This is a genomic window from Rhodococcus sp. 5G237 (genome assembly GCF_053764735.1).
Window position 1 is genome coordinate 215,207 of the sequence record NZ_JBSNCD010000008.1, and the last position, 17,588, is coordinate 232,794.

At 69.0% G+C, this 17,588-nt stretch carries 18 protein-coding genes; 14 read left to right on the forward strand and 4 right to left on the reverse strand.

Annotation, left to right across the window (positions count from 1 at the left end):
* Positions 1–2: 2 nt before the first annotated feature.
* From ACWPOC_RS20135 to cofD, 3 genes are read right to left on the reverse strand one after another with little or no spacing between them, the layout of a single operon-like run.
* Positions 3–557 carry an NUDIX hydrolase gene (locus tag ACWPOC_RS20135; RefSeq protein WP_120279864.1) on the reverse strand — a complete coding sequence of 185 codons (555 nt, stop codon included), beginning with the start codon at positions 555–557 and terminating at the stop codon, positions 3–5.
* Positions 558–559: 2 nt separating this feature from the next.
* Positions 560–1,927 (reverse strand): coenzyme F420-0:L-glutamate ligase, encoded by a 1,368-nt coding sequence (locus ACWPOC_RS20140; RefSeq protein WP_229579377.1) that lies wholly within the window; start codon positions 1,925–1,927, stop codon positions 560–562.
* A complete protein-coding gene (gene cofD, locus ACWPOC_RS20145) occupies positions 1,927–2,916 on the reverse strand; it encodes a 2-phospho-L-lactate transferase (protein ID WP_085468524.1) in 990 nt (329 codons plus the stop codon). The genes ACWPOC_RS20140 and cofD overlap by 1 nt, the downstream gene beginning before the upstream one ends.
* A gap of 334 nt (positions 2,917–3,250) precedes the next feature.
* On the opposite strand from cofD, the gene ACWPOC_RS20150 reads away from it, so the two are divergent.
* Positions 3,251–3,517: a WhiB family transcriptional regulator gene (locus ACWPOC_RS20150; protein ID WP_167388378.1), complete on the forward strand. Its 267-nt coding sequence runs from the start codon at positions 3,251–3,253 to the stop codon at positions 3,515–3,517.
* 123 nt (positions 3,518–3,640) lie between these two features.
* Here the strand turns inward: ACWPOC_RS20150 and ACWPOC_RS20155 are convergent, their stop codons facing one another.
* Positions 3,641–4,135: a metallopeptidase family protein gene (locus ACWPOC_RS20155; protein ID WP_059382262.1), complete on the reverse strand. Its 495-nt coding sequence runs from the start codon at positions 4,133–4,135 to the stop codon at positions 3,641–3,643.
* A gap of 87 nt (positions 4,136–4,222) precedes the next feature.
* On the opposite strand from ACWPOC_RS20155, the gene ACWPOC_RS20160 reads away from it, so the two are divergent.
* The 13 genes from ACWPOC_RS20160 to lpqB all read left to right on the forward strand — a co-directional run bounded on the left by ACWPOC_RS20160 (position 4,223) and on the right by lpqB (position 17,531).
* Positions 4,223–4,618, forward strand: a complete 396-nt coding sequence (locus ACWPOC_RS20160) for a DUF3499 domain-containing protein (RefSeq protein ID WP_172414905.1) — start codon at positions 4,223–4,225, stop codon at positions 4,616–4,618.
* Between the two features lie 76 nt (positions 4,619–4,694).
* Positions 4,695–6,065, forward strand: coding sequence for a phosphomannomutase/phosphoglucomutase (locus ACWPOC_RS20165; RefSeq protein WP_024101508.1), 1,371 nt, complete (start codon positions 4,695–4,697; stop codon positions 6,063–6,065).
* A 147-nt stretch (positions 6,066–6,212) separates the two neighbouring features.
* The gene (locus ACWPOC_RS20170) at positions 6,213–7,298 is read left to right on the forward strand and encodes a tobH protein (protein ID WP_120279862.1); all 1,086 of its coding nucleotides are present in this window, start codon (positions 6,213–6,215) and stop codon (positions 7,296–7,298) included.
* A complete protein-coding gene (manA, locus tag ACWPOC_RS20175; protein WP_120279861.1) occupies positions 7,298–8,575 on the forward strand; it encodes a mannose-6-phosphate isomerase, class I in 1,278 nt (425 codons plus the stop codon). The genes ACWPOC_RS20170 and manA overlap by 1 nt, the downstream gene beginning before the upstream one ends.
* A 209-nt stretch (positions 8,576–8,784) precedes the next feature.
* Complete coding sequence (locus ACWPOC_RS20180; RefSeq protein WP_112320082.1) at positions 8,785–10,029, forward strand: alkane 1-monooxygenase; 1,245 nt, start codon at positions 8,785–8,787, stop codon at positions 10,027–10,029.
* A gap of 2 nt (positions 10,030–10,031) precedes the next feature.
* Positions 10,032–10,199 (forward strand): rubredoxin, encoded by a 168-nt coding sequence (locus ACWPOC_RS20185; RefSeq protein WP_174247009.1) that lies wholly within the window; start codon positions 10,032–10,034, stop codon positions 10,197–10,199.
* Complete coding sequence (locus tag ACWPOC_RS20190) at positions 10,196–10,381, forward strand: rubredoxin (RefSeq protein WP_120279860.1); 186 nt, start codon at positions 10,196–10,198, stop codon at positions 10,379–10,381. The genes ACWPOC_RS20185 and ACWPOC_RS20190 overlap by 4 nt, the downstream gene beginning before the upstream one ends.
* A gap of 69 nt (positions 10,382–10,450) precedes the next feature.
* Positions 10,451–11,056 (forward strand): TetR/AcrR family transcriptional regulator, encoded by a 606-nt coding sequence (locus tag ACWPOC_RS20195; RefSeq protein ID WP_019288501.1) that lies wholly within the window; start codon positions 10,451–10,453, stop codon positions 11,054–11,056.
* Positions 11,057–11,182: 126 nt separating this feature from the next.
* Positions 11,183–12,652 carry an adenosylhomocysteinase gene (gene ahcY, locus ACWPOC_RS20200; protein WP_019288500.1) on the forward strand — a complete coding sequence of 490 codons (1,470 nt, stop codon included), beginning with the start codon at positions 11,183–11,185 and terminating at the stop codon, positions 12,650–12,652.
* A 31-nt stretch (positions 12,653–12,683) separates the two neighbouring features.
* Positions 12,684–13,349: a dTMP kinase gene (locus ACWPOC_RS20205; protein WP_120279859.1), complete on the forward strand. Its 666-nt coding sequence runs from the start codon at positions 12,684–12,686 to the stop codon at positions 13,347–13,349.
* A gap of 5 nt (positions 13,350–13,354) precedes the next feature.
* Positions 13,355–14,032 (forward strand): MtrAB system response regulator MtrA, encoded by a 678-nt coding sequence (mtrA, locus tag ACWPOC_RS20210; RefSeq protein ID WP_455409229.1) that lies wholly within the window; start codon positions 13,355–13,357, stop codon positions 14,030–14,032.
* A gap of 68 nt (positions 14,033–14,100) precedes the next feature.
* Entirely contained in the window at positions 14,101–15,750 is a 1,650-nt protein-coding gene (mtrB, locus tag ACWPOC_RS20215) for an MtrAB system histidine kinase MtrB (protein WP_225623585.1), read from the forward strand.
* The gene (gene lpqB, locus ACWPOC_RS20220) at positions 15,747–17,531 is read left to right on the forward strand and encodes an MtrAB system accessory lipoprotein LpqB (protein WP_120279857.1); all 1,785 of its coding nucleotides are present in this window, start codon (positions 15,747–15,749) and stop codon (positions 17,529–17,531) included. The genes mtrB and lpqB overlap by 4 nt, the downstream gene beginning before the upstream one ends.
* The last annotated feature ends 57 nt before the right edge of the window (positions 17,532–17,588 follow it).

Genomic DNA, 17,588 nt, shown 5'->3' on the forward strand with positions numbered 1-17,588 from the left:
TCTCAGGCCCGTCGGGCCGCGGCGAGCCGGACCATGTGCGCGATCGTCTCGTGCTCGGCCTCCGGTGGTAGCGCGTCGACGGGCCACCACTGCAGGTCGGTGGATTCGTTGCTGCGCACCGGCCGGGCACCGACGGGTGCGGTCACCAGGAACCGCAGGTCGAGGTGACGGGTGGGCACCCCGAGGGAGCACATGATCGGATGCGTGTGCGCCGACAGCAGTTCCGGATCGATCACCAGCTCGGCGATGCCGGATTCCTCGGTGGCCTCGCGCAGGGCCGCGTCGACGACCGTCTCGTCCGACGGCTCGCAGTGACCGCCGAGCTGGATCCACCGCCCCACCCGCGGATGCAGGGTGAGCAACACGTTGCGGTGGTCGACGTCGAGCACGATCGACGACGCCGTGATGTGCCCGGGCACGTGGTCGCGCAGGCACCCGTCGGGCGCAGAATCGAGGAACGCCAGCATCGTGTGCCGCAGCGATTCGGCGTCCTCGGAGTCGGTGCGCCAGGCGGTGAGCCGGTCGATCGCGGAGGCGTGCAGGGAACGTGCCGACACGGCTACAGCTCCACGAGCGCTTCGCCCGGGTCCGCGGGTTCGCGCGGCTCCGGTTCGATGAGCGGGTAACCGACGGCGACCGCCCCGAGCGGCGACCACTCGGCAGGAAGCCCGAGTTCCTCGCGGACCACCTCGGGAGCGAAGATCGTCGAACCGATCCAGCAGCTTCCGAGCCCGCGGGTGGCGAGGGACACGAGCAGACCCTGCACCGCGGCGCCGGCGGCGACGGTGAACATCGTCGCCTCCGCCGCGGTGCGACGCGCATCCGGATAGTGGTGTGCGCCGTCGGGCACCCAGAACGGGACGATCACCTCGGGTGCGTCGTAGAGGATCGCGCCGCGGGAGAGTCGGCGTTCGACGGCCACCGGGTCGAGTCCGTCGCCGTGGAGATCCTCGGCCCACCTGTCGCGCATGCGGTCGAGGAGCCGGCGCCGCACCTGCTCGGTGCGCACCCACACGAACCGCACCGGGCGGGTGTGATGGGGTGCGGGTGCGGTGAGGGCCTCGGCGACCGCCTCGCGCAGATCCTCGGGATCGACGGGTTCGGAGGCGAACTGCCGCACGGACCGGCGCAGCAGCAGTGCCTCGCGCCGACCGCGTTCGAGGGCCTCCTCGGTGCCGAGCCAGAACAGGTCGTCCTCGCCGCTGCGGATCAGGGCGCGGGCGGTGGATCCGTCGTCGGGCAGGTCGAGTCCGCGCACCACGGCGACGGGCACACCGCCGAGCTTGCCCTTGACCAGATCGCCTGCGGCGGCGATCTCGTCGGCGACCGCCACGGACGTCACCTGCAGTTCGTTGCCTTGCGAGTCGTGCGAGCCGGCGTAGCCGTGCAGGACGGGAAGCCCGGACGAGCCGATCGCGGCGTCGGTCTGGCCGTTGCGCCAGGCGCGGCCCATGGTGTCGGTGACCACCACGGCGACCCGGACGCCGAGCAGCGCACCGATCCGTTCGCGGAGTGCCGCTGCGCTCGCGTCGGGGTTCTCGGGCAGCAGCGCGAGTTCGGCGCTGTCGACGTTGGATCCGTCGATGCCGGAGGCCGCCTGCACGATGCCGAGCTTGTTCTCGGTGATGAGGGTGCGGCCCTTGCGTGCCAGCACGCGCACCGCTTCCTCGTTCACCAGGCGCCGGCGGAGCGCGTCGCGGGCGTCGGGATCGGTGGGCGCGGCGACGATCCGCCCCTCGACCTTCGAGACCACCTTGCTGGTGACGACGAGGACGTCCCCGTCGGCCAGCCACGGCGCGGCCTGAGCGACGGCTGCGGCCAGGTCGTCGCCGGGCCGGAACTCGGGAAGTCCGGCGACGGGCAGGATCTCGATCGGGCCGCCCGGCGCGTGGTCGCGCACTGCGGGGTCGGCGACGGCGTCCGGCATCACAGGGTCACTCCGGCGAGGTCGAGGGCGGCGCGGGCCATCTCGGCCGTCGCGTCGGTGTCGGTCATGAGCAGGGGAACGGATCGGACCTCGACGCCCGGCACCTCGGCGCTGTCGGTCGAGTGCACGAGCCAGCCGTCGAGAATGCCTGTGCCCGAGCGGGCACCGTAGTACCGGCCGACCGCCTCGGCGGTGGTCTCCACTCCGATGACGTCCAGGCACGCATCGGCCATGCCGCGCAGGGGCTTGCCGTCGATGACTGGGGACAGGCCGACGACCTTCGCCGAGGTGGTGCGCAGCGCTCCGCGGATACCGGGGATCGCGAGGATCGCCCCGACGCTCACAACGGGGTTCGACGGAGCCAGGACGACGGCGTCGGCGTTCTCGATCGCCTCGAGCACACCGGGAGCCGGCTTGGCCTCTTCTGCGCCGATGTGGGCGAAGCTGTGGGTCGGCACCTGGGCGCGGTGGCGGACCCACCATTCCTCGAAGTGCACGGCCCGCTGTTCACCGTCCTCGGGATCGGTGATGACGACGTGGGTCTCGCTGCGGTCGTCGGAGACCGGCAGCAGGGTCACCCCCGGCTTCCACCGCGTGCACAGCGCTTCGGTGATCGCGGAGAGCGGATAGCCGGTCCGCAGCATCTGCGTCCGGATCAGGTGGGTGGCGATGTCGCGGTCGCCGAGACCGAACCAGTCGGGGATCGCCCCGTAGGCGGCGAGTTCCTCCTTGGCGTTCCAGGTCTCACCGGCGCGGCCCCAGCCGCGTTCGGTGTCGATCCCACCGCCGAGGGTGTACATGCAGGTGTCGAGATCCGGACAGATCCTCAGGCCGTGCATCCACACGTCGTCGCCGACGTTGACGATCGCGGTGATGCGGTGTGCCGCGTCCGGATTCGGCTCCACGCCCGGGGAAATATCGAGAAGCCGGCGCAAACCTGAGAGAAAACGCGCCCCACCGACACCTCCGACCAATACAGTCACATTCACGGCCCAAGCCTAAGCGGTGCGTCGCCTACCCGGTCGCGCGCCGTCCGAAACGCGTTTCGGCAAAGCGGCCGATGATATGTGAACAACGCCGCTCCGCTTGACCGCGACACACCCGAAGTGTCTAATCACATACATGTCATTCGATAATCGAATTCGAGATCCCTTGCGGTGAACCCGCATTCGAACGAGTATTCGAAGGGTGGCAGCGGGTTGATCCCCGGTCATGATTCGGCGCTGCAGGTGAGGAGGGACAATGGCCGGCGAGCGCGACAGCTTCGAGCTCACTCGAAGCGATACTGCAGTCGAGGCTGTCTGTGACTACCCGGACGTCGGGGTGCCCGTCCTGAGTTTGATCTCGGGATTCGGCGACCCAGCGGATGGCGAGGAGCAGTGGCAGGAGCGTGCGCTCTGTGCGCAGACCGATCCGGAGGCATTCTTCCCCGAGAAGGGTGGCTCCACCAGAGAGGCCAAGCGCATCTGCATGGGGTGTGAGGTCCGGGACGACTGTCTCGAATACGCACTCGCCCACGACGAGCGGTTCGGTATCTGGGGCGGGCTTTCCGAGAGGGAACGCCGTCGCCTCAAGCGCGGAATAGTCTGACGAGGGGTTCGGCCCGGTACGGGGAGTACGGGACCGAGTGAAACACCGAGTCGGACGACGAAGGTCGGGTTGCGGCCGTGGGGGACGAGCAACCCGGCCTTCGTCATGTTTCGGGAAGGTTCTTCAGTCCTCGTCGTCCTCACCGAGTGTCGGATCCACCACTTCCGGCTCCACGCCGAGATAGGTGGCCACCTGGTGCACGAGGACGTCGTGCACCAGATCCGTCAGATCGTCCGGATCCTTCGCGCGCACCTCGAGAGGCCGGCGGAACAACACGATCCGCGCCCGGGTGGCAGCGCCTCGTCGATCGATCCCCGCCGGCACGAGCCGGGACAGCGGCACCGGCCCGTCGGCAACCACCTCGTCCGGCCAGTTGACCGAGTCGGGGTCGCGCGCCCGGATCTTCGGGACCTCGTCGACGGCGATGTCGAGCTTGGTGAGGCGGTCGTGCCAGCGCGCGTCGATCGGCGCGAACGCCCCCAGGACGAGCAGGTCGAATTTCTCGGCGCGTGTCTTCCACGCGGGCAGGCTCTGCGGGAACAGGGGACCGCGGATTCCCCTGCCGCGGCGTGCCACGGAACGGGACGACACAGGGCGGGAACGTCGTGCGCGGACCATGCCATGGACACTACGACACGAAAATCGCTCCACCCTTTCGGTGTGTCCGAATAGTCCTGGCGCGTCCGGCGCGCTACGCTCCCAGTCGTGAGAACACTGCGTCGATGCTGCCGGCCTGGGTGCAAGAACCCTGCTGTTGCGACGCTGACCTACGTGTACTCGGACTCCACTGCCGTTGTCGGTCCCCTGGCGACCGTCGCGGAACCGCACTCGTGGGATCTCTGCGAGATGCACGGTTCGCGCATCACGGCACCCAAGGGCTGGGAACTCGTCCGATACGAGGGAGCGTTCTCGTCGGCCACCCCCGACGAGGACGATCTGACCGCCCTCGCCGAGGCCGTACGCGAGGCCGGCCTGGGGGAGCGTTCCCGTTCCGACTCGAGCGACGACGACGCCGAGGAACCCCAACGGGCCGTCGTGCCGCCCACCGCACGCACCGGCCGACGCGGCCACCTGCGTGTTCTTCCCGATCCCACGTCCTGAGCCGTTCGCACTAGGCTGAGCGAGTGCGATGTCGCGGAGGACGGCATCGCACGAGTCGAGTTCAGGAGCTAATACAGTGGCGAGAGCTGCCGAGTCGGTGTCAGCAGTCATCAAGGCCTACGACGTACGGGGAGTCGTCGGAGAGCAGATCGACGAAGAGTTCGTCCGCGAGGTCGGAGCATCGTTCGCACGCCTGTTGCGCAGTGAGGGCAGCGCGGACCGTGTGGTGATCGGGCACGACATGCGCGCCTCGTCCCCTTCGCTCTCGCAGGCCTTCGCCGACGGGGTCACCGCCCAGGGGCTCGACGTGGTGCTGATCGGCCTCGCATCCACCGACCAGCTCTACTTCGCGTCGGGCCTGCTCGACGCACCCGGCGCCATGTTCACCGCCAGCCACAATCCCGCGAAGTACAACGGCATCAAGCTCTGCCGTGCCGGTGCCAAGCCCGTCGGCCAGGACACCGGTCTGGCACAGATCTCCGCCGACCTCGTCGAGGGTGTGCCCGCCTACGACGGCGAGCGCGGCAGCATCACCGAGCAGGACGTCCTCGAGGACTACGCCTCGTTCGTCCGCGGCCTGGTCGATCTCGCGGAGATGCGGCCGCTGAAGGTGGCGGTCGACGCCGGCAACGGCATGGGCGGCCACACCGTCCCCGCCGTCTTCGGCGCCCTGCCCGTCGATCTCGTGCCCCTGTACTTCGAACTCGACGGCACCTTCCCGAACCACGAGGCCAACCCCCTCGACCCCGCCAACCTCGTCGACCTCCAGCGTCTGGTCGTCGAGTCCGGCGCCGACGTGGGTCTGGCCTTCGACGGCGACGCCGACCGCTGCTTCGTCGTCGACGAGCGTGGCGAGCCGGTCACCCCGTCCGCGGTCACGGCGCTCGTCGCCGCCCGCGAACTCGCCAAGGAACCCGGTTCGACGATCATCCACAACCTCATCACCTCGCGCGTGGTGCCCGAACTCGTCGCCGAGCAGGGCGGCAAGCCGGTGCGCACCCGGGTCGGGCATTCGTTCATCAAGCAGCAGATGGCCGAGACCGGTGCCGTCTTCGGCGGGGAACACTCGGCGCACTACTACTTCCGCGACTTCTGGGGTGCCGACTCCGGCATGCTCGCGGCCCTGCACGTCCTCGCCGCACTCGCCTCGCAGGACGGTCCGCTCTCCGAGCTGATGAGCTCCTACAACCGGTACGCGGCGTCGGGCGAGATCAACTCGACGGTCGCCGATGCCGCCGAGCGCACCGAGGCCGTCGTCGCGGCGTTCGAGGACCGCGCGGTGTCGATCGACCGGCTCGACGGTGTCACCGTCGACCTGCCCGACAACGCATGGTTCAACCTGCGCGCGTCCAACACCGAGCCGTTGCTGCGGCTCAACGTGGAGGCCCGCACGGACGGTGAGGTCGAGGCATTGGTGAAGGAGATCCTTTCCGTCGTTCGTGCGTAGACGGAGGGACAACGGGAATAATCGAAGTGCCGGTACAGGTCGTGCCGGTGTCGGTTCGGCGGAGTACCGATCTCGGGTCGGTGGCCCCACCGGGCCCTGTCAGCCGACTCGCCGAGGTCGCGGCGGCGGAAGGAAGGTGATGCGGTCGTGACGGCACCCTCACCGCTGTTCGACTTCGACGATGCGGGCGGTGTTCTCGCCGCCGATGTCGACGGCATCCTCAGGAGCGCGGCCCTCGGCGGCGCCCAGATCCGCGCGGTCGCCGCGGCGGTCGACGAAGGTCTGCTCGGCCGGCTCACCGATATGCACCCCCGCAGTGTGGTCTTCGTCGGCACCGACGCCCGCGCCCGCTCGGCCGCCGAATTGGTCGTCGCGATGTTCGGTGGGCAGGCCGGTGTGCCCCTGGTTTCCGCGCCGGCCACCCCGCCGTGGGTCGGCGCGCTCGACGTCGTGGTGGTCTCGGGGAACGACGCCGGCGATCCCGAGCTGGCGCGCAGCATCGACGCCGGACTGCGTCGCAGCGCGGAGGTCGTCGTCGACGCCCCCGACGAAGGTCCGGTGCGGGCGGTCTCGGCCGGTCGCGCGATGTCGTTGCCGCCGCGCGTCCGGGTCCAGACCCGGTACGTACTCGCCCGGCACGTCGCGGTGTTCTGCGCGGTGCTCGGTGTGCTGCAGCGCGCCGTCCGGATCACCGGTGTCCCGCCGCTCGCCCAGGTCGCCGACACGGCCGACGAGGAAGCGGCGCGCAATCACCCGGCGAACGAGGTCTTCCACAATCCCGCCAAGTCGCTCGCGGTGCGCATGCAGTCGCGCCGCGTGGTGTTCGCGGGTGATTCCGCCGCGACTGCGGTGCTCGCCCGGCACGCGTCGGAGTCCCTGCTCCAGGAAGCGGGTGTGGTTGCCGGCGCGGCGGCGCTGAGCGACGTGCTGGTCGCGCGCGACCGGCTCACGAACGTCGTCACCGCGAGCGGTGAGAACTACGACCCGTTCTTCCACGACGAGGAGCTGGACGGACCGGCACCGATCGCACCGGCACGGGTGTTCGTACTCAGCACCGACCCCGACCGCTCGGCGGCGCAGCGCAGGACGGCGGCACTTCCGGATGTGGAATTGATGTCCGTGATCGGAGAGTTCGAATCGAGCACGGTTCCGACCGTGCTGGAACAGGTGGCAGTGTTGACCGTCCGCACAGAGATGGCGGCCGCATATCTCGGATTGGCAGGGGGGAGATAGTGCACCGACTCGAAGGTGCGGTGCGCTCGTACGCCTGGGGATCGCGGACCGCGATCGCCGCCCTGCGTGGCCGCAATGTGCCGTCCCATCATCCCGAGGCCGAGTTGTGGCTCGGTGCGCACCCGGCCGATCCCGCCAGGCTGGTGGATTCGGACGGCGACGAGCACTCGCTGCTCGACGTACTGTCGGCCGATCCGCAGCGACACCTCGGTGATCGCACGGTGGGGGCATTCGGTCCCCGCCTGCCCTTCCTCCTCAAGCTGCTGGCGGCGGAGGAACCGCTGTCGCTGCAGGCGCATCCCAGCGCCGGTCAGGCAGCCGAGGGCTTCGCTCGTGAGGAAGCACTCGGCATCCCGATCGACTCGCCCGTCCGCAACTACAAGGACGCCAGCCACAAGCCCGAACTCGTCGTGGCTCTGACCCGGTTCGAGGCCCTGGCCGGCTTTCGCGATCCGAAACGGACCGTGGAGCTGTTCGAGGCGCTGGCCGTGCCGGAACTCGACCCCTATGTAGGACTGCTCGCGGGCCAACCCGATTCGAGTGGTCTGCGGGCACTGTTCACCACCTGGATCACGTTGCCCCCGCCCGCTCTCGCGGCGCTGTTGCCGCGTGTGCTCGACGGTTGCGTCACCTATCTCGCAGCCGGACGGAACGGCGAACGCGATTTCGTTCCGGAGGTGCGCACGGCCCTGCAGCTGGCGGACTTCTATCCCGGCGACGCCGGAGTGCTCGCCTCGCTGCTGCTCAACCGCATCACCCTGCAGCCGGGCCAGGGTCTGTACCTCGACGCGGGAAATCTGCACGCCTACCTGCACGGCATGGGTGTCGAGATCATGGCGAACTCCGACAACGTGCTGCGCGGTGGTCTCACCCCGAAGCATGTGGACGTGCCCGAACTGCTGCGGGTGCTCGACTTCGGTGCGGCCTCGGTGCCGATTCTCGAAGCCGTACCGGAGGAGTCGGCGGAGACCGGGACGGGGCAGGGCCCGATCGAGCGCCGCTACCGCACCCCGGCACCGGAGTTCGCGTTGTCCCGCATCGATCTCGCCCCGGGCGACGCCCTCGGGGTCGGTGCCGACGGACCACAGATCCTGCTGTGCACCGCAGGCGATGCCCGCGTCGAGTGCGACGGCGAGTCGGTGACGCTGAGGCCCGGCGACTCGGCGTGGTTGTCGGCGTGCGACCGGAATCCGACCGTCCACGGTTGTGCCGCGGACACCCAGGTCTTCCGGGCCCGGCTCGGCGAGATACCGGGATCGGCGACCGACGAGTCCTGAAGCAAAGTCCCGGTAGGGACGGAATCGAATCGAAGGCGAGCCCGCACGGGCTCGCCTTCGTCGTTTCCGGACGCATCTTCGGGAGATTTACAAATTCCTCCAAATGTCTAGACCTCGGACGAATAGCGGCCTAGAGTCAAGGCATGAGTGGTGTGCGTCACCGTGTGGTGGCGTGCCCGGCGCCATCGACGGTGATGAGGAGACCCGACATGAGTACGGCATCCGCGGATTCGGTGGATCGACCCGACCTTCAGTGGCGCGACCGAAAGCGCCATCTGTGGCTTCTGGGCCTGGTGCCCCCGACGGCGCTGTTCGTCGCCACCGCCCTGGTGTGGGGCGGTAACGAACTCGGCCTGCAGAGCGTCACCCCGATCCTGTGGTGGATCGGCCCCCTGCTGATCTACGTCCTCGTCCCGCTGCTCGACCTGTTCGTCGGGCCCGACGGCGAGAACCCACCCGACGAGTTGTTCGAGCAACTCGAGAACGACCGCTTCTACCGCTACTGCACCTACCTCTACCTGCCCTTCCAGTTCGCGTCGCTGGTCTTCGCCTGCTACCTCTGGTCGGCCGGCGACCTGTCCTGGCTCGGCATCGACGGCGGGCTCGGCGTGATGTCGAAGATCGGACTCGCGATCTCGGTCGGCGTGGTCGCGGGCATCGGTATCAACACGGCGCACGAGCTCGGCCACAAGAAGGTCGAATTCGAACGGCGACTGTCGAAGTGGGCGCTCGCCCCGTCGTTCTACGGGCACTTCTACATCGAGCACAATCGCGGCCACCACGTGCGGGTCGCCACCCCGGAGGACCCGGCCTCGGCCCGGTTCGGGGAGAGCTTCTGGCGATTCCTGCCCCGCAGCGTCGTCGGCAGTCTGCGGTCGGCGTGGCGCCTCGAACGAGCCCGCCTCGAGCGGCTCGACAAGCCGGTGTGGAGCGTGCACAACGACGTCCTCAACGCGTGGGCGATCTCCGTCGTGCTGTACGCGGTGCTTCTCGGCGTCTTCGGTCTGTCGATCGCGCCGTATCTCGTGATCCAGGCGGTCTTCGGGTTCTCGTTGCTCGAGGTCGTGAACTATCTCGAGCACTACGGTCTGCTGCGGCAGAAGACGGCGAAGGGACGCTACGAGCGCTGCTCGCCCGCGCACAGCTGGAACAGCGACCACCTGGTGACGAACATCTTCCTGTACCACCTGCAGCGGCACAGCGACCATCACGCCAATCCCACGCGGCGCTACCAGACCCTGCGCAGCATGGAGATCTCACCGCAACTGCCCGCGGGCTACGCGACGATGATCACCCTCGCCTACATCCCACCGCTGTGGCGCAAGGTCATGGACCACCGCGTGCTCGACCACTACGACGGCGACATCACCCGCGTCAATATCGAACCGCGTCGACGCGAGAAGATCCTGGCCCGCTACGGAGCATCGGATCCCGCTGCCGCGGAAGGAAAATGATCGTGGCGTCCTACCGCTGTCCCGTCTGCGAGTTCGTGTACGACGAGACCGCCGGCGTTCCCCGCGAGGGCTTTCCGGCCGGCACCCCGTGGTCCGACGTACCCGACGACTGGCCGTGTCCCGACTGCGGAGTCCGGGAGAAGACCGATTTCGAGGAGCACACCCCGTGAGTACCGACTACCGTCTGTTCCGTTGTCTCGTCTGCGGATTCGAATACGACGAGGCCGAAGGGTGGCCCGACGAGGGCATCGGACCCGGCACCCGATGGGAGGACATCCCCGACGACTGGTCGTGCCCGGACTGCGGCGCCGCCAAGGCCGACTTCGAGATGGTCGAGATCGCCCGCCGGTGAACCGCTGCCCGGGGGATCACGACCCGCCTTGCTTTGACGAGCACTTCCGCGCGTGAGAGCGTTCCCACCATGTCGAACGCGCGGGTTCCCTTCCACGAGGCAAGTCGGGTGCTGCTGCGCTCGACGATCCTCGACGCCATGCGCGAGCTGCTGCACGAACGCGACTGGTCGGCCGTCACCATGAGCGACGTCGCCCGGGCTGCCGGCATCAGCCGGCAGACCCTGTACAAGGAGTTCTCCTCCCGGCAGGGGCTCGCCCAGGGCTATGCGCTGCGTCTGGTCGACGAGTTCGTCGACGCCGTGGCCGATTCGGTGTACGCCCACGTCGGCGACGCGCGGGCCGCGCTCGTGGACGGATTCACCTTCTTCTTCGAGGCGTCCGCCGCCGACCCCCTGGTGCAGTCGCTGCTGAGCGGGGAGGCCAAACCCGACCTGCTGCGGTTGATCACGACCGACGCCGCCCCCATCCTCGAACGGGGCGCGGGTCGCCTCACGGAGACCTTCCACCACAGCTGGATCGCGGCGTCCGAGTCCGACGCCGGGATCCTCGCGCGCGCTGTCGTGCGGGTCGCGCTGAGCTTCGTCTCGATGCCCCCGGCCTCGGGGCGTGATGTCGCCGCCGACCTCGCCGATCTGCTCGTGCCGTTCGTCGAACGGGCCGCCGTACGCGGTTGACGCCCGGGCGCCGTACGGAGGTGCGACGGACGGATCCCGTCGGGGGACGATCTGCCGGGCCTCTTCTTGCGCAGGTTGTATAGCCTGGAACCAACATCGTCTGCCGACAGGAAGAGGCATCTGCACGTGTCTGACACCACGCTCGTAGCCGACCGGGTCAACGGTCTCGATTTCAAGGTCGCCGATCTGTCCCTCGCCGAGTTCGGGCGCAAGGAGATCCGGCTCGCCGAACACGAGATGCCGGGCCTGATGGCGCTGCGTCGCGAGTACGCGGAGGTGCAGCCGCTGAAGGGCGCACGGATCTCCGGCTCGCTGCACATGACGGTCCAGACCGCTGTGCTCATCGAAACGCTCGTCTCCCTCGGCGCGCAGGTGCGCTGGGCGTCGTGCAACATCTTCTCCACCCAGGACCACGCCGCCGCGGCCGTCGTCGTCGGCCCGCACGGCACCCCCGAAGAGCCCAAGGGCGTCCCGGTCTTCGCCTGGAAGGGCGAGACCCTCGAGGAGTACTGGTGGGCGGCCGAGCAGATGCTCACCTGGCCCGGCGAACCCGCCAACATGATCCTCGACGACGGCGGCGACGCCACGATGCTCGTGCTCAAGGGCGCCCAGTTCGAGAAGGCCGGCGTCGTCCCGCCGATCGACGAGGAGCAGGACTCCGCCGAGTACAAGGTCTTCCTCGAGCTGCTGCGCCGCTCGCTCGCGGCCGACTCGAAGAAGTGGACCACCGTCGCCGAGTCCGTCAAGGGCGTCACGGAGGAGACCACCACGGGCGTCCTGCGCCTGTACCAGCTCTCCGCAGCCGGCGAGCTCGCGTTCCCCGCGATCAATGTCAACGACTCGGTCACCAAGAGCAAGTTCGACAACAAGTACGGCACCCGGCACTCGCTGCTCGACGGCATCAACCGCGGCACCGACGTCCTCATCGGCGGCAAGGCCGCGCTCGTGTGCGGCTACGGCGACGTCGGCAAGGGCTGCGCCGAGGCCCTGCGCGGCCAGGGCGCACGCGTCTCGGTCACCGAGGTCGACCCGATCAACGCCCTGCAGGCCATGATGGACGGCTACGACGTCGTGACGGTCGAGGACTTCATCGGCCAGGCCGACATCGTCATCACTGCGACCGGCAACAAGGACATCATCACCTTCGAGCACATGAAGGCGATGAAGCACCAGGCCATCCTCGGCAACATCGGCCACTTCGACAACGAGATCGACATGGCCGGCCTCGAGCGGGCCGCCGACGTCACGCGGATCAACATCAAGCCGCAGGTCGACGAGTTCACCTTCGCCGACGGCCATTCGATCATCGTCCTGTCGGAGGGCCGCCTGCTCAACCTGGGCAACGCCACGGGCCACCCCTCCTTCGTGATGAGCAACTCGTTCGCCAACCAGGTGATCGCCCAGATCGAGCTGTGGACCAAGCCCGACGAGTACGACAACGAGGTCTACCGCCTGCCCAAGCACCTCGACGAGAAGGTCGCGAAGATCCACGTCGAGGCGCTCGGTGGACAGATCACGAAGCTGACCAAGGAGCAGGCCGAGTACATCGGTGTCGACGTCGAGGGCCCGTACAAGCCCGAGCACTACCGGTACTGATCCCGTTGATTCGACGGGAATCACAGGGCACATGGGTGATCTGATCGTCGTCGAGGGTCTCGACGGGGCCGGCAAGCGGACGTTGTCCGCCGGTCTCGTCGAGACCTGGCGCGAGGCCGGACGGAAGGTCGCGACGCTGGCCTTCCCGCGGTACGGGCAGTCGATCCACGCCGATCTGGGCGCGGAGGCGTTGCGCGGGCAGCACGGCGACACCGCCTCGAGCGTCGAGGCGATGGCGTTGCTGTGGGCGCTCGACCGACGCGATGCTGCCGACGAGCTGCGGAAGCTGCTCGCCGACAACGACATCGTGCTGCTCGACCGGTATGTCGCGTCCAACGCCGCGTACACCGCGGCGCGCCGGAACCAGGATGCGACCGGCCCGGCGGTGGAGTGGATCCGCCGTCTCGAGTTCGAACGGTTCGGGCTCCCGGTGCCCGATCTGCAGGTGCTGCTCCGCGTTCCGGTCGCCCTCGCCGCCGAGCGTGCCCGTAACCGCGCCGCGACCGAGGCCGACCGCGATCGCGACGCCTACGAGCGCGATGCCGGCCTGCAACACCGCACCGGCGAGGTGTACGACGAGCTCGCGCAGCAGCAGTGGATGTCTCCGTGGGAGGTCGCAGGCCCGCAGACCTCCCCGCGACAACTCGCCGTTGACATCTCAAATCTGCTTCACGACGGTGAAGGGGTGACACGATAGAGGCTATGAAGCCGAGGATTCTGGTAGTCGACGACGACACCGCGCTGGCCGAGATGCTCACGATCGTGCTGCGCGGCGAGGGATTCGAACCGTTCGTGGTGGGGGACGGCACTCAGGCGCTGGGCGCCGTGCGCGAGATCCGGCCCGACCTCATCCTGCTCGATCTCATGCTCCCCGGCATGAACGGCATCGACGTGTGCCGTGTGCTCCGCGCGGATTCCGGTGTGCCGATCGTGATGCTCACCGCCAAGTCCGACACCGTCGACGTCGTGCTCGGCCTCGAATCGGGCGCCGACGACTACATCGTCAAGCCGTTCAAGCCGAAGGAGCTCGTCGCACGCGTGCGGGCCCGGCTGCGTCGCACCGAGCAGGAACCGGCGGAGGTCCTGACCATCGGGGACATCACCATCGACGTCCCCGCCCACAAGGTCACCCGCGGCGACGAGGCGATCTCGCTCACGCCCCTCGAGTTCGACCTGCTCGTGGCGCTCGCGCGCAAGCCGCGCCAGGTGTTCACCCGTGAGGTCCTGCTCGAGCAGGTCTGGGGCTACCGGCACGCCGCCGACACCCGGCTCGTGAACGTCCACGTCCAGCGTCTGCGCGCGAAGGTCGAGAAGGATCCCGAGAATCCCGAGGCGGTGCTCACAGTGCGGGGGGTCGGCTACAAGGCCGGACCGCCGTGATCCGAACCTACCGGCTTCGGCGGCGTATCACGCGTAGGACGCTGCCGCTGGTGAGGTGGTCGCGGTCGATGAGCAGCCGACTCGCGCACACCTGGCGACGATCGCTGCAGCTGCGGGTCGTGACCTCGACCCTCACGCTGTCGCTGATCGTCATGTTCGTGCTCGGAGTGGTACTCACGAGCCAGATCACCGACCGACTGCTCGAAGTGAAGATCGACGCGGCGACCGAGGAGATGGATCGCTCGCGCGCACTCGTCGAGGGGCAACTCGCGGGCGCCGACGACTCCGGCTCGCTCGCGGTCCGCCTCGACGGTGCCGCGGCGATCCTCACCAGCCGCGGCAGCGACGGGGGACAGGACACCGGCGTCGCCGGAACCTTCGACCCCGTCCTGATCGTCCCCGGCGACGGTCCGCGGGCCCCCACCTCGAGCGGACCCGCCGACCAGATCCCGCAGAACCTGCGCGCCTTCGTCCAGAACGGGCAGATCGCGTACCAGTTCGCGACGGTCGCCGATCCCGACGGCTACACCGGGCCGGCCCTGATCATGGGCAGCCCCACCGACTCCGACATCTCGACACTCGAGCTGTACCTCGTCTTCCCGCTCGGCGGTGAGGAACGCACCCTCGCCCTCGTCCGCGGCACACTGCTCGTCGGCGCCGTGGTCCTGCTCGTACTGCTGGCCGCGATCTCGATGATCGTCGCGCGGCAGGTCGTGCTGCCCATCCGGTCGGCCTCCCGGATCGCCGTGCGCTTCGCCGACGGACGGCTCAAGGAACGCATGCCGGTCCGCGGTGAGGACGACATGGCGCGCCTGGCGATGTCGTTCAACGAGATGGCCGAGAGCCTGTCTCGGCAGATCACCCAGCTCGAGGAGTACGGCAACCTGCAGAAACGGTTCACCTCCGATGTGAGCCACGAACTGCGCACCCCGCTCACGACCGTCCGTATGGCCGCCGACCTCATCCACGACGGCAGCGACGAGCTCGACCCCGTCCTCAAGCGGTCCTCCGAACTGCTCGTCGCCGAACTCGACCGCTTCGAGAGCCTCCTCAACGACCTGCTCGAGATCAGCCGGCACGACGCGGGCGTCGCCGAACTCGCCTCCGAACGACTCGATCTGCGGATGTGCGCGCGTGCCGCCGTCTCGACCGTGCGGCACCTCGCCCGCGAGACCGCCACCGAGCTGATCGTCGACCTGCCGGACGAGTCCGTCGAGGCCGACGTCGATCCCCGCCGCGTCGAACGCATCCTGCGCAACCTGCTCGCCAACGCGATCGATCACGGCGAGGGCAAGCCCATCCTGCTGCGTTTGCGCGCCGACGACGCGGCCGCGGCCTTCGTCGTGCGCGACCAGGGCGTGGGTCTGCGACCCGGGGAGGAGAAGCTCGTCTTCAACCGGTTCTGGCGCTCCGACCCGTCGCGGGTCCGGCGCTCCGGCGGCACCGGCCTCGGTCTCGCCATCAGCGTCGAGGACGCCAACCTGCACAACGGCAAGCTCGAAGCGTGGGGCGAACCGGGACGAGGCGCCAGCTTCCGGCTGACCCTCCCTCGCGAACGCGGACGTAAGGTGGGACGCAGCCCCCTGCCTCTCGTGCCCAGCGCCGCGAAGGCCGTGCAGGGCAAGCCCCCGCCGGGTGACGACACCCCGGAGCGGCCGGCGACGGGAGAGACCCCGACCGACCCCGCGAGCACACCGTCCGAAGGAGCCAGTACATGAGCCGCTCGACTCCGCGTGCAGCGGGCGTGCTCGTCGTACTCCTGACCGTGGCCGGACTCGTGCTGTCGGGATGCGCCACGCTGCCCGATTCCTCGTCACCGCAGGCCATCGGAACCCTCGAACGCGGCCCCGCGACCACCGAGGTCGCCGCGCCCGTACCCGGTCGCGAACCCGACCTGCTCCTGCGCGACTTCCTGCAGGCGAGCACGGATCCGACCAACCGCCACCGCGCGGCCCGGCAGTTCCTCACCCCCACGATGTCCGAGTCCTGGGACGACGCGGCGAGCGCGACCATCGTCGACAAGGTCGACGTCCTCGTCGAGGAACGCGACGGCGACAGCGCCACCTACGTGGTGCGGGCGAGCACCGTCGGCTACCTCGAGGAGGGCGGCATCTACCGTCCCGCCGACGGGGAGTTCGAGGCACGCTTCTCTCTCATCCGCGCCGACGGGGAGTGGCGCATCGACCGGTTGCCGGCCGGCGTCATCATGGACCGCCCCCGCTTCCTCAACACCTATCAACGCCGCTCGCTGTACTTCCTCGACCCGACCGGCAACGCCGTCGTCCCCGACCCGCGCTGGATCACGGGCACACCCGAACAGACGGCCTCGCAGCTGATCGGATTGCTCGTCGAAGGGCCGAAGGAGGTCCTCGCGCCCGCGGTCAAGAACCTCCTCGAGGACGTCACCGTCATCGGCTCGGTGACGAAGGCGGACGGCCGCACGACCGACGTCGGCGTCGGACTCGGCGGCATCCGCATCGACTTCCAGGGGGTCGGCTCGATGGGCCGGCAGGATCGCGAACTGCTCGCCGCGCAGGTGATCTGGACCCTCGCCAACGCCGACATCAGCGGTCCGTACCACCTCCTCGCCGACGGCCAACCCCTCGACGAACGGTTCCCGAACGGCTGGACCACCGCCGACGTGGCGTCCATGAACCCCCTCGCTGCGTCGAGCGTGACGGTGGGTCTGCACGCGCTGCTCGACGGGACGCTGGTGAGCGTCGCCGAGACCGGCGTGACACCGGTCCGCAGCTTCTTCGGCATGTCCGACGACCTGCAGTCCGTCGCCCTGTCGCTGGACGGGGAACTCGTCGCCGCGGTCGAGAACACCGGTAAACCGGCACCGGAGCCGGCCGTGCAACTGATGGTCGGTGCCTACAGCGAAGGCGCCGCCGAACCCGCGGTCGACGGCGAGTCGATCACCCGGCCGTCCTGGTCGCCGAACAACAACTCGGTGTGGGCCGTCGTCAACGGCACCGCGGTGGTGCGCGCGGTGCGCGAACCCGGCACCGGGCGGGTCACCGTGGTCGGCGTCGAAGCGGGTGCGATCCGCGCCCTCGGGGGCCGCATCACCGAGCTACGTTTGTCGCGCGACGGTGTCCGCGCCGCCCTGATCATCGACGGACGGGTCTTCGTCGCGACGGTCGTACCGACCACGACCGGCGAGTACTCGCTCACCAATCCCCGTGAGATCGGCTTCGGCCTCGGCGGTCCCGCGCTCGCCCTGGACTGGAGCACAGCCGACACCATCGTCGTCTCCCGCGCGTCGGCCGACGTGCCCGTCGTGCAGGTCGCGGTGGACGGCTCGCGCATCGACGCACTCCCGAGCCGCAATCTCACCCCTCCGGTGGTCGCCGTGGAGGCGTCGACGGCCAGCGAGTTCGTCGCCGATTCCCGGACGGTCTTCCAACTCAACAACCGCGATCCCGCGGGCGACCGGTACTGGCGCGAGGTACCCGGACTGGCCGGCATGGCGGCCATCCCCGTCCTCCCGGGCTGAGCGCGCCGACGGTGACGTCCCGGGCGTCGGTGCCGACGGTGACGCCCGGGCGTCGGT

Bases quoted from the DNA above. Each gene is read 5' to 3' on its own strand.
- ACWPOC_RS20140 (WP_229579377.1), bottom strand. From the start codon at position 1,927: ATGCCGGACGCCGTCGCCGACCCCGCAGTGCGCGACCACGCGCCGGGC.
- ACWPOC_RS20155 (WP_059382262.1), bottom strand. From the start codon at position 4,135: ATGGTCCGCGCACGACGTTCCCGCCCTGTGTCGTCCCGTTCCGTGGCA.
- ACWPOC_RS20180 (WP_112320082.1), top strand. From the start codon at position 8,785: ATGAGTACGGCATCCGCGGATTCGGTGGATCGACCCGACCTTCAGTGG.
- ACWPOC_RS20195 (WP_019288501.1), top strand. From the start codon at position 10,451: ATGTCGAACGCGCGGGTTCCCTTCCACGAGGCAAGTCGGGTGCTGCTG.
- ACWPOC_RS20205 (WP_120279859.1), top strand. From the start codon at position 12,684: ATGGGTGATCTGATCGTCGTCGAGGGTCTCGACGGGGCCGGCAAGCGG.
- mtrA (WP_455409229.1), top strand. From the start codon at position 13,355: ATGAAGCCGAGGATTCTGGTAGTCGACGACGACACCGCGCTGGCCGAG.
- mtrB (WP_225623585.1), top strand. From the start codon at position 14,101: ATGAGCAGCCGACTCGCGCACACCTGGCGACGATCGCTGCAGCTGCGG.
- lpqB (WP_120279857.1), top strand. From the start codon at position 15,747: ATGAGCCGCTCGACTCCGCGTGCAGCGGGCGTGCTCGTCGTACTCCTG.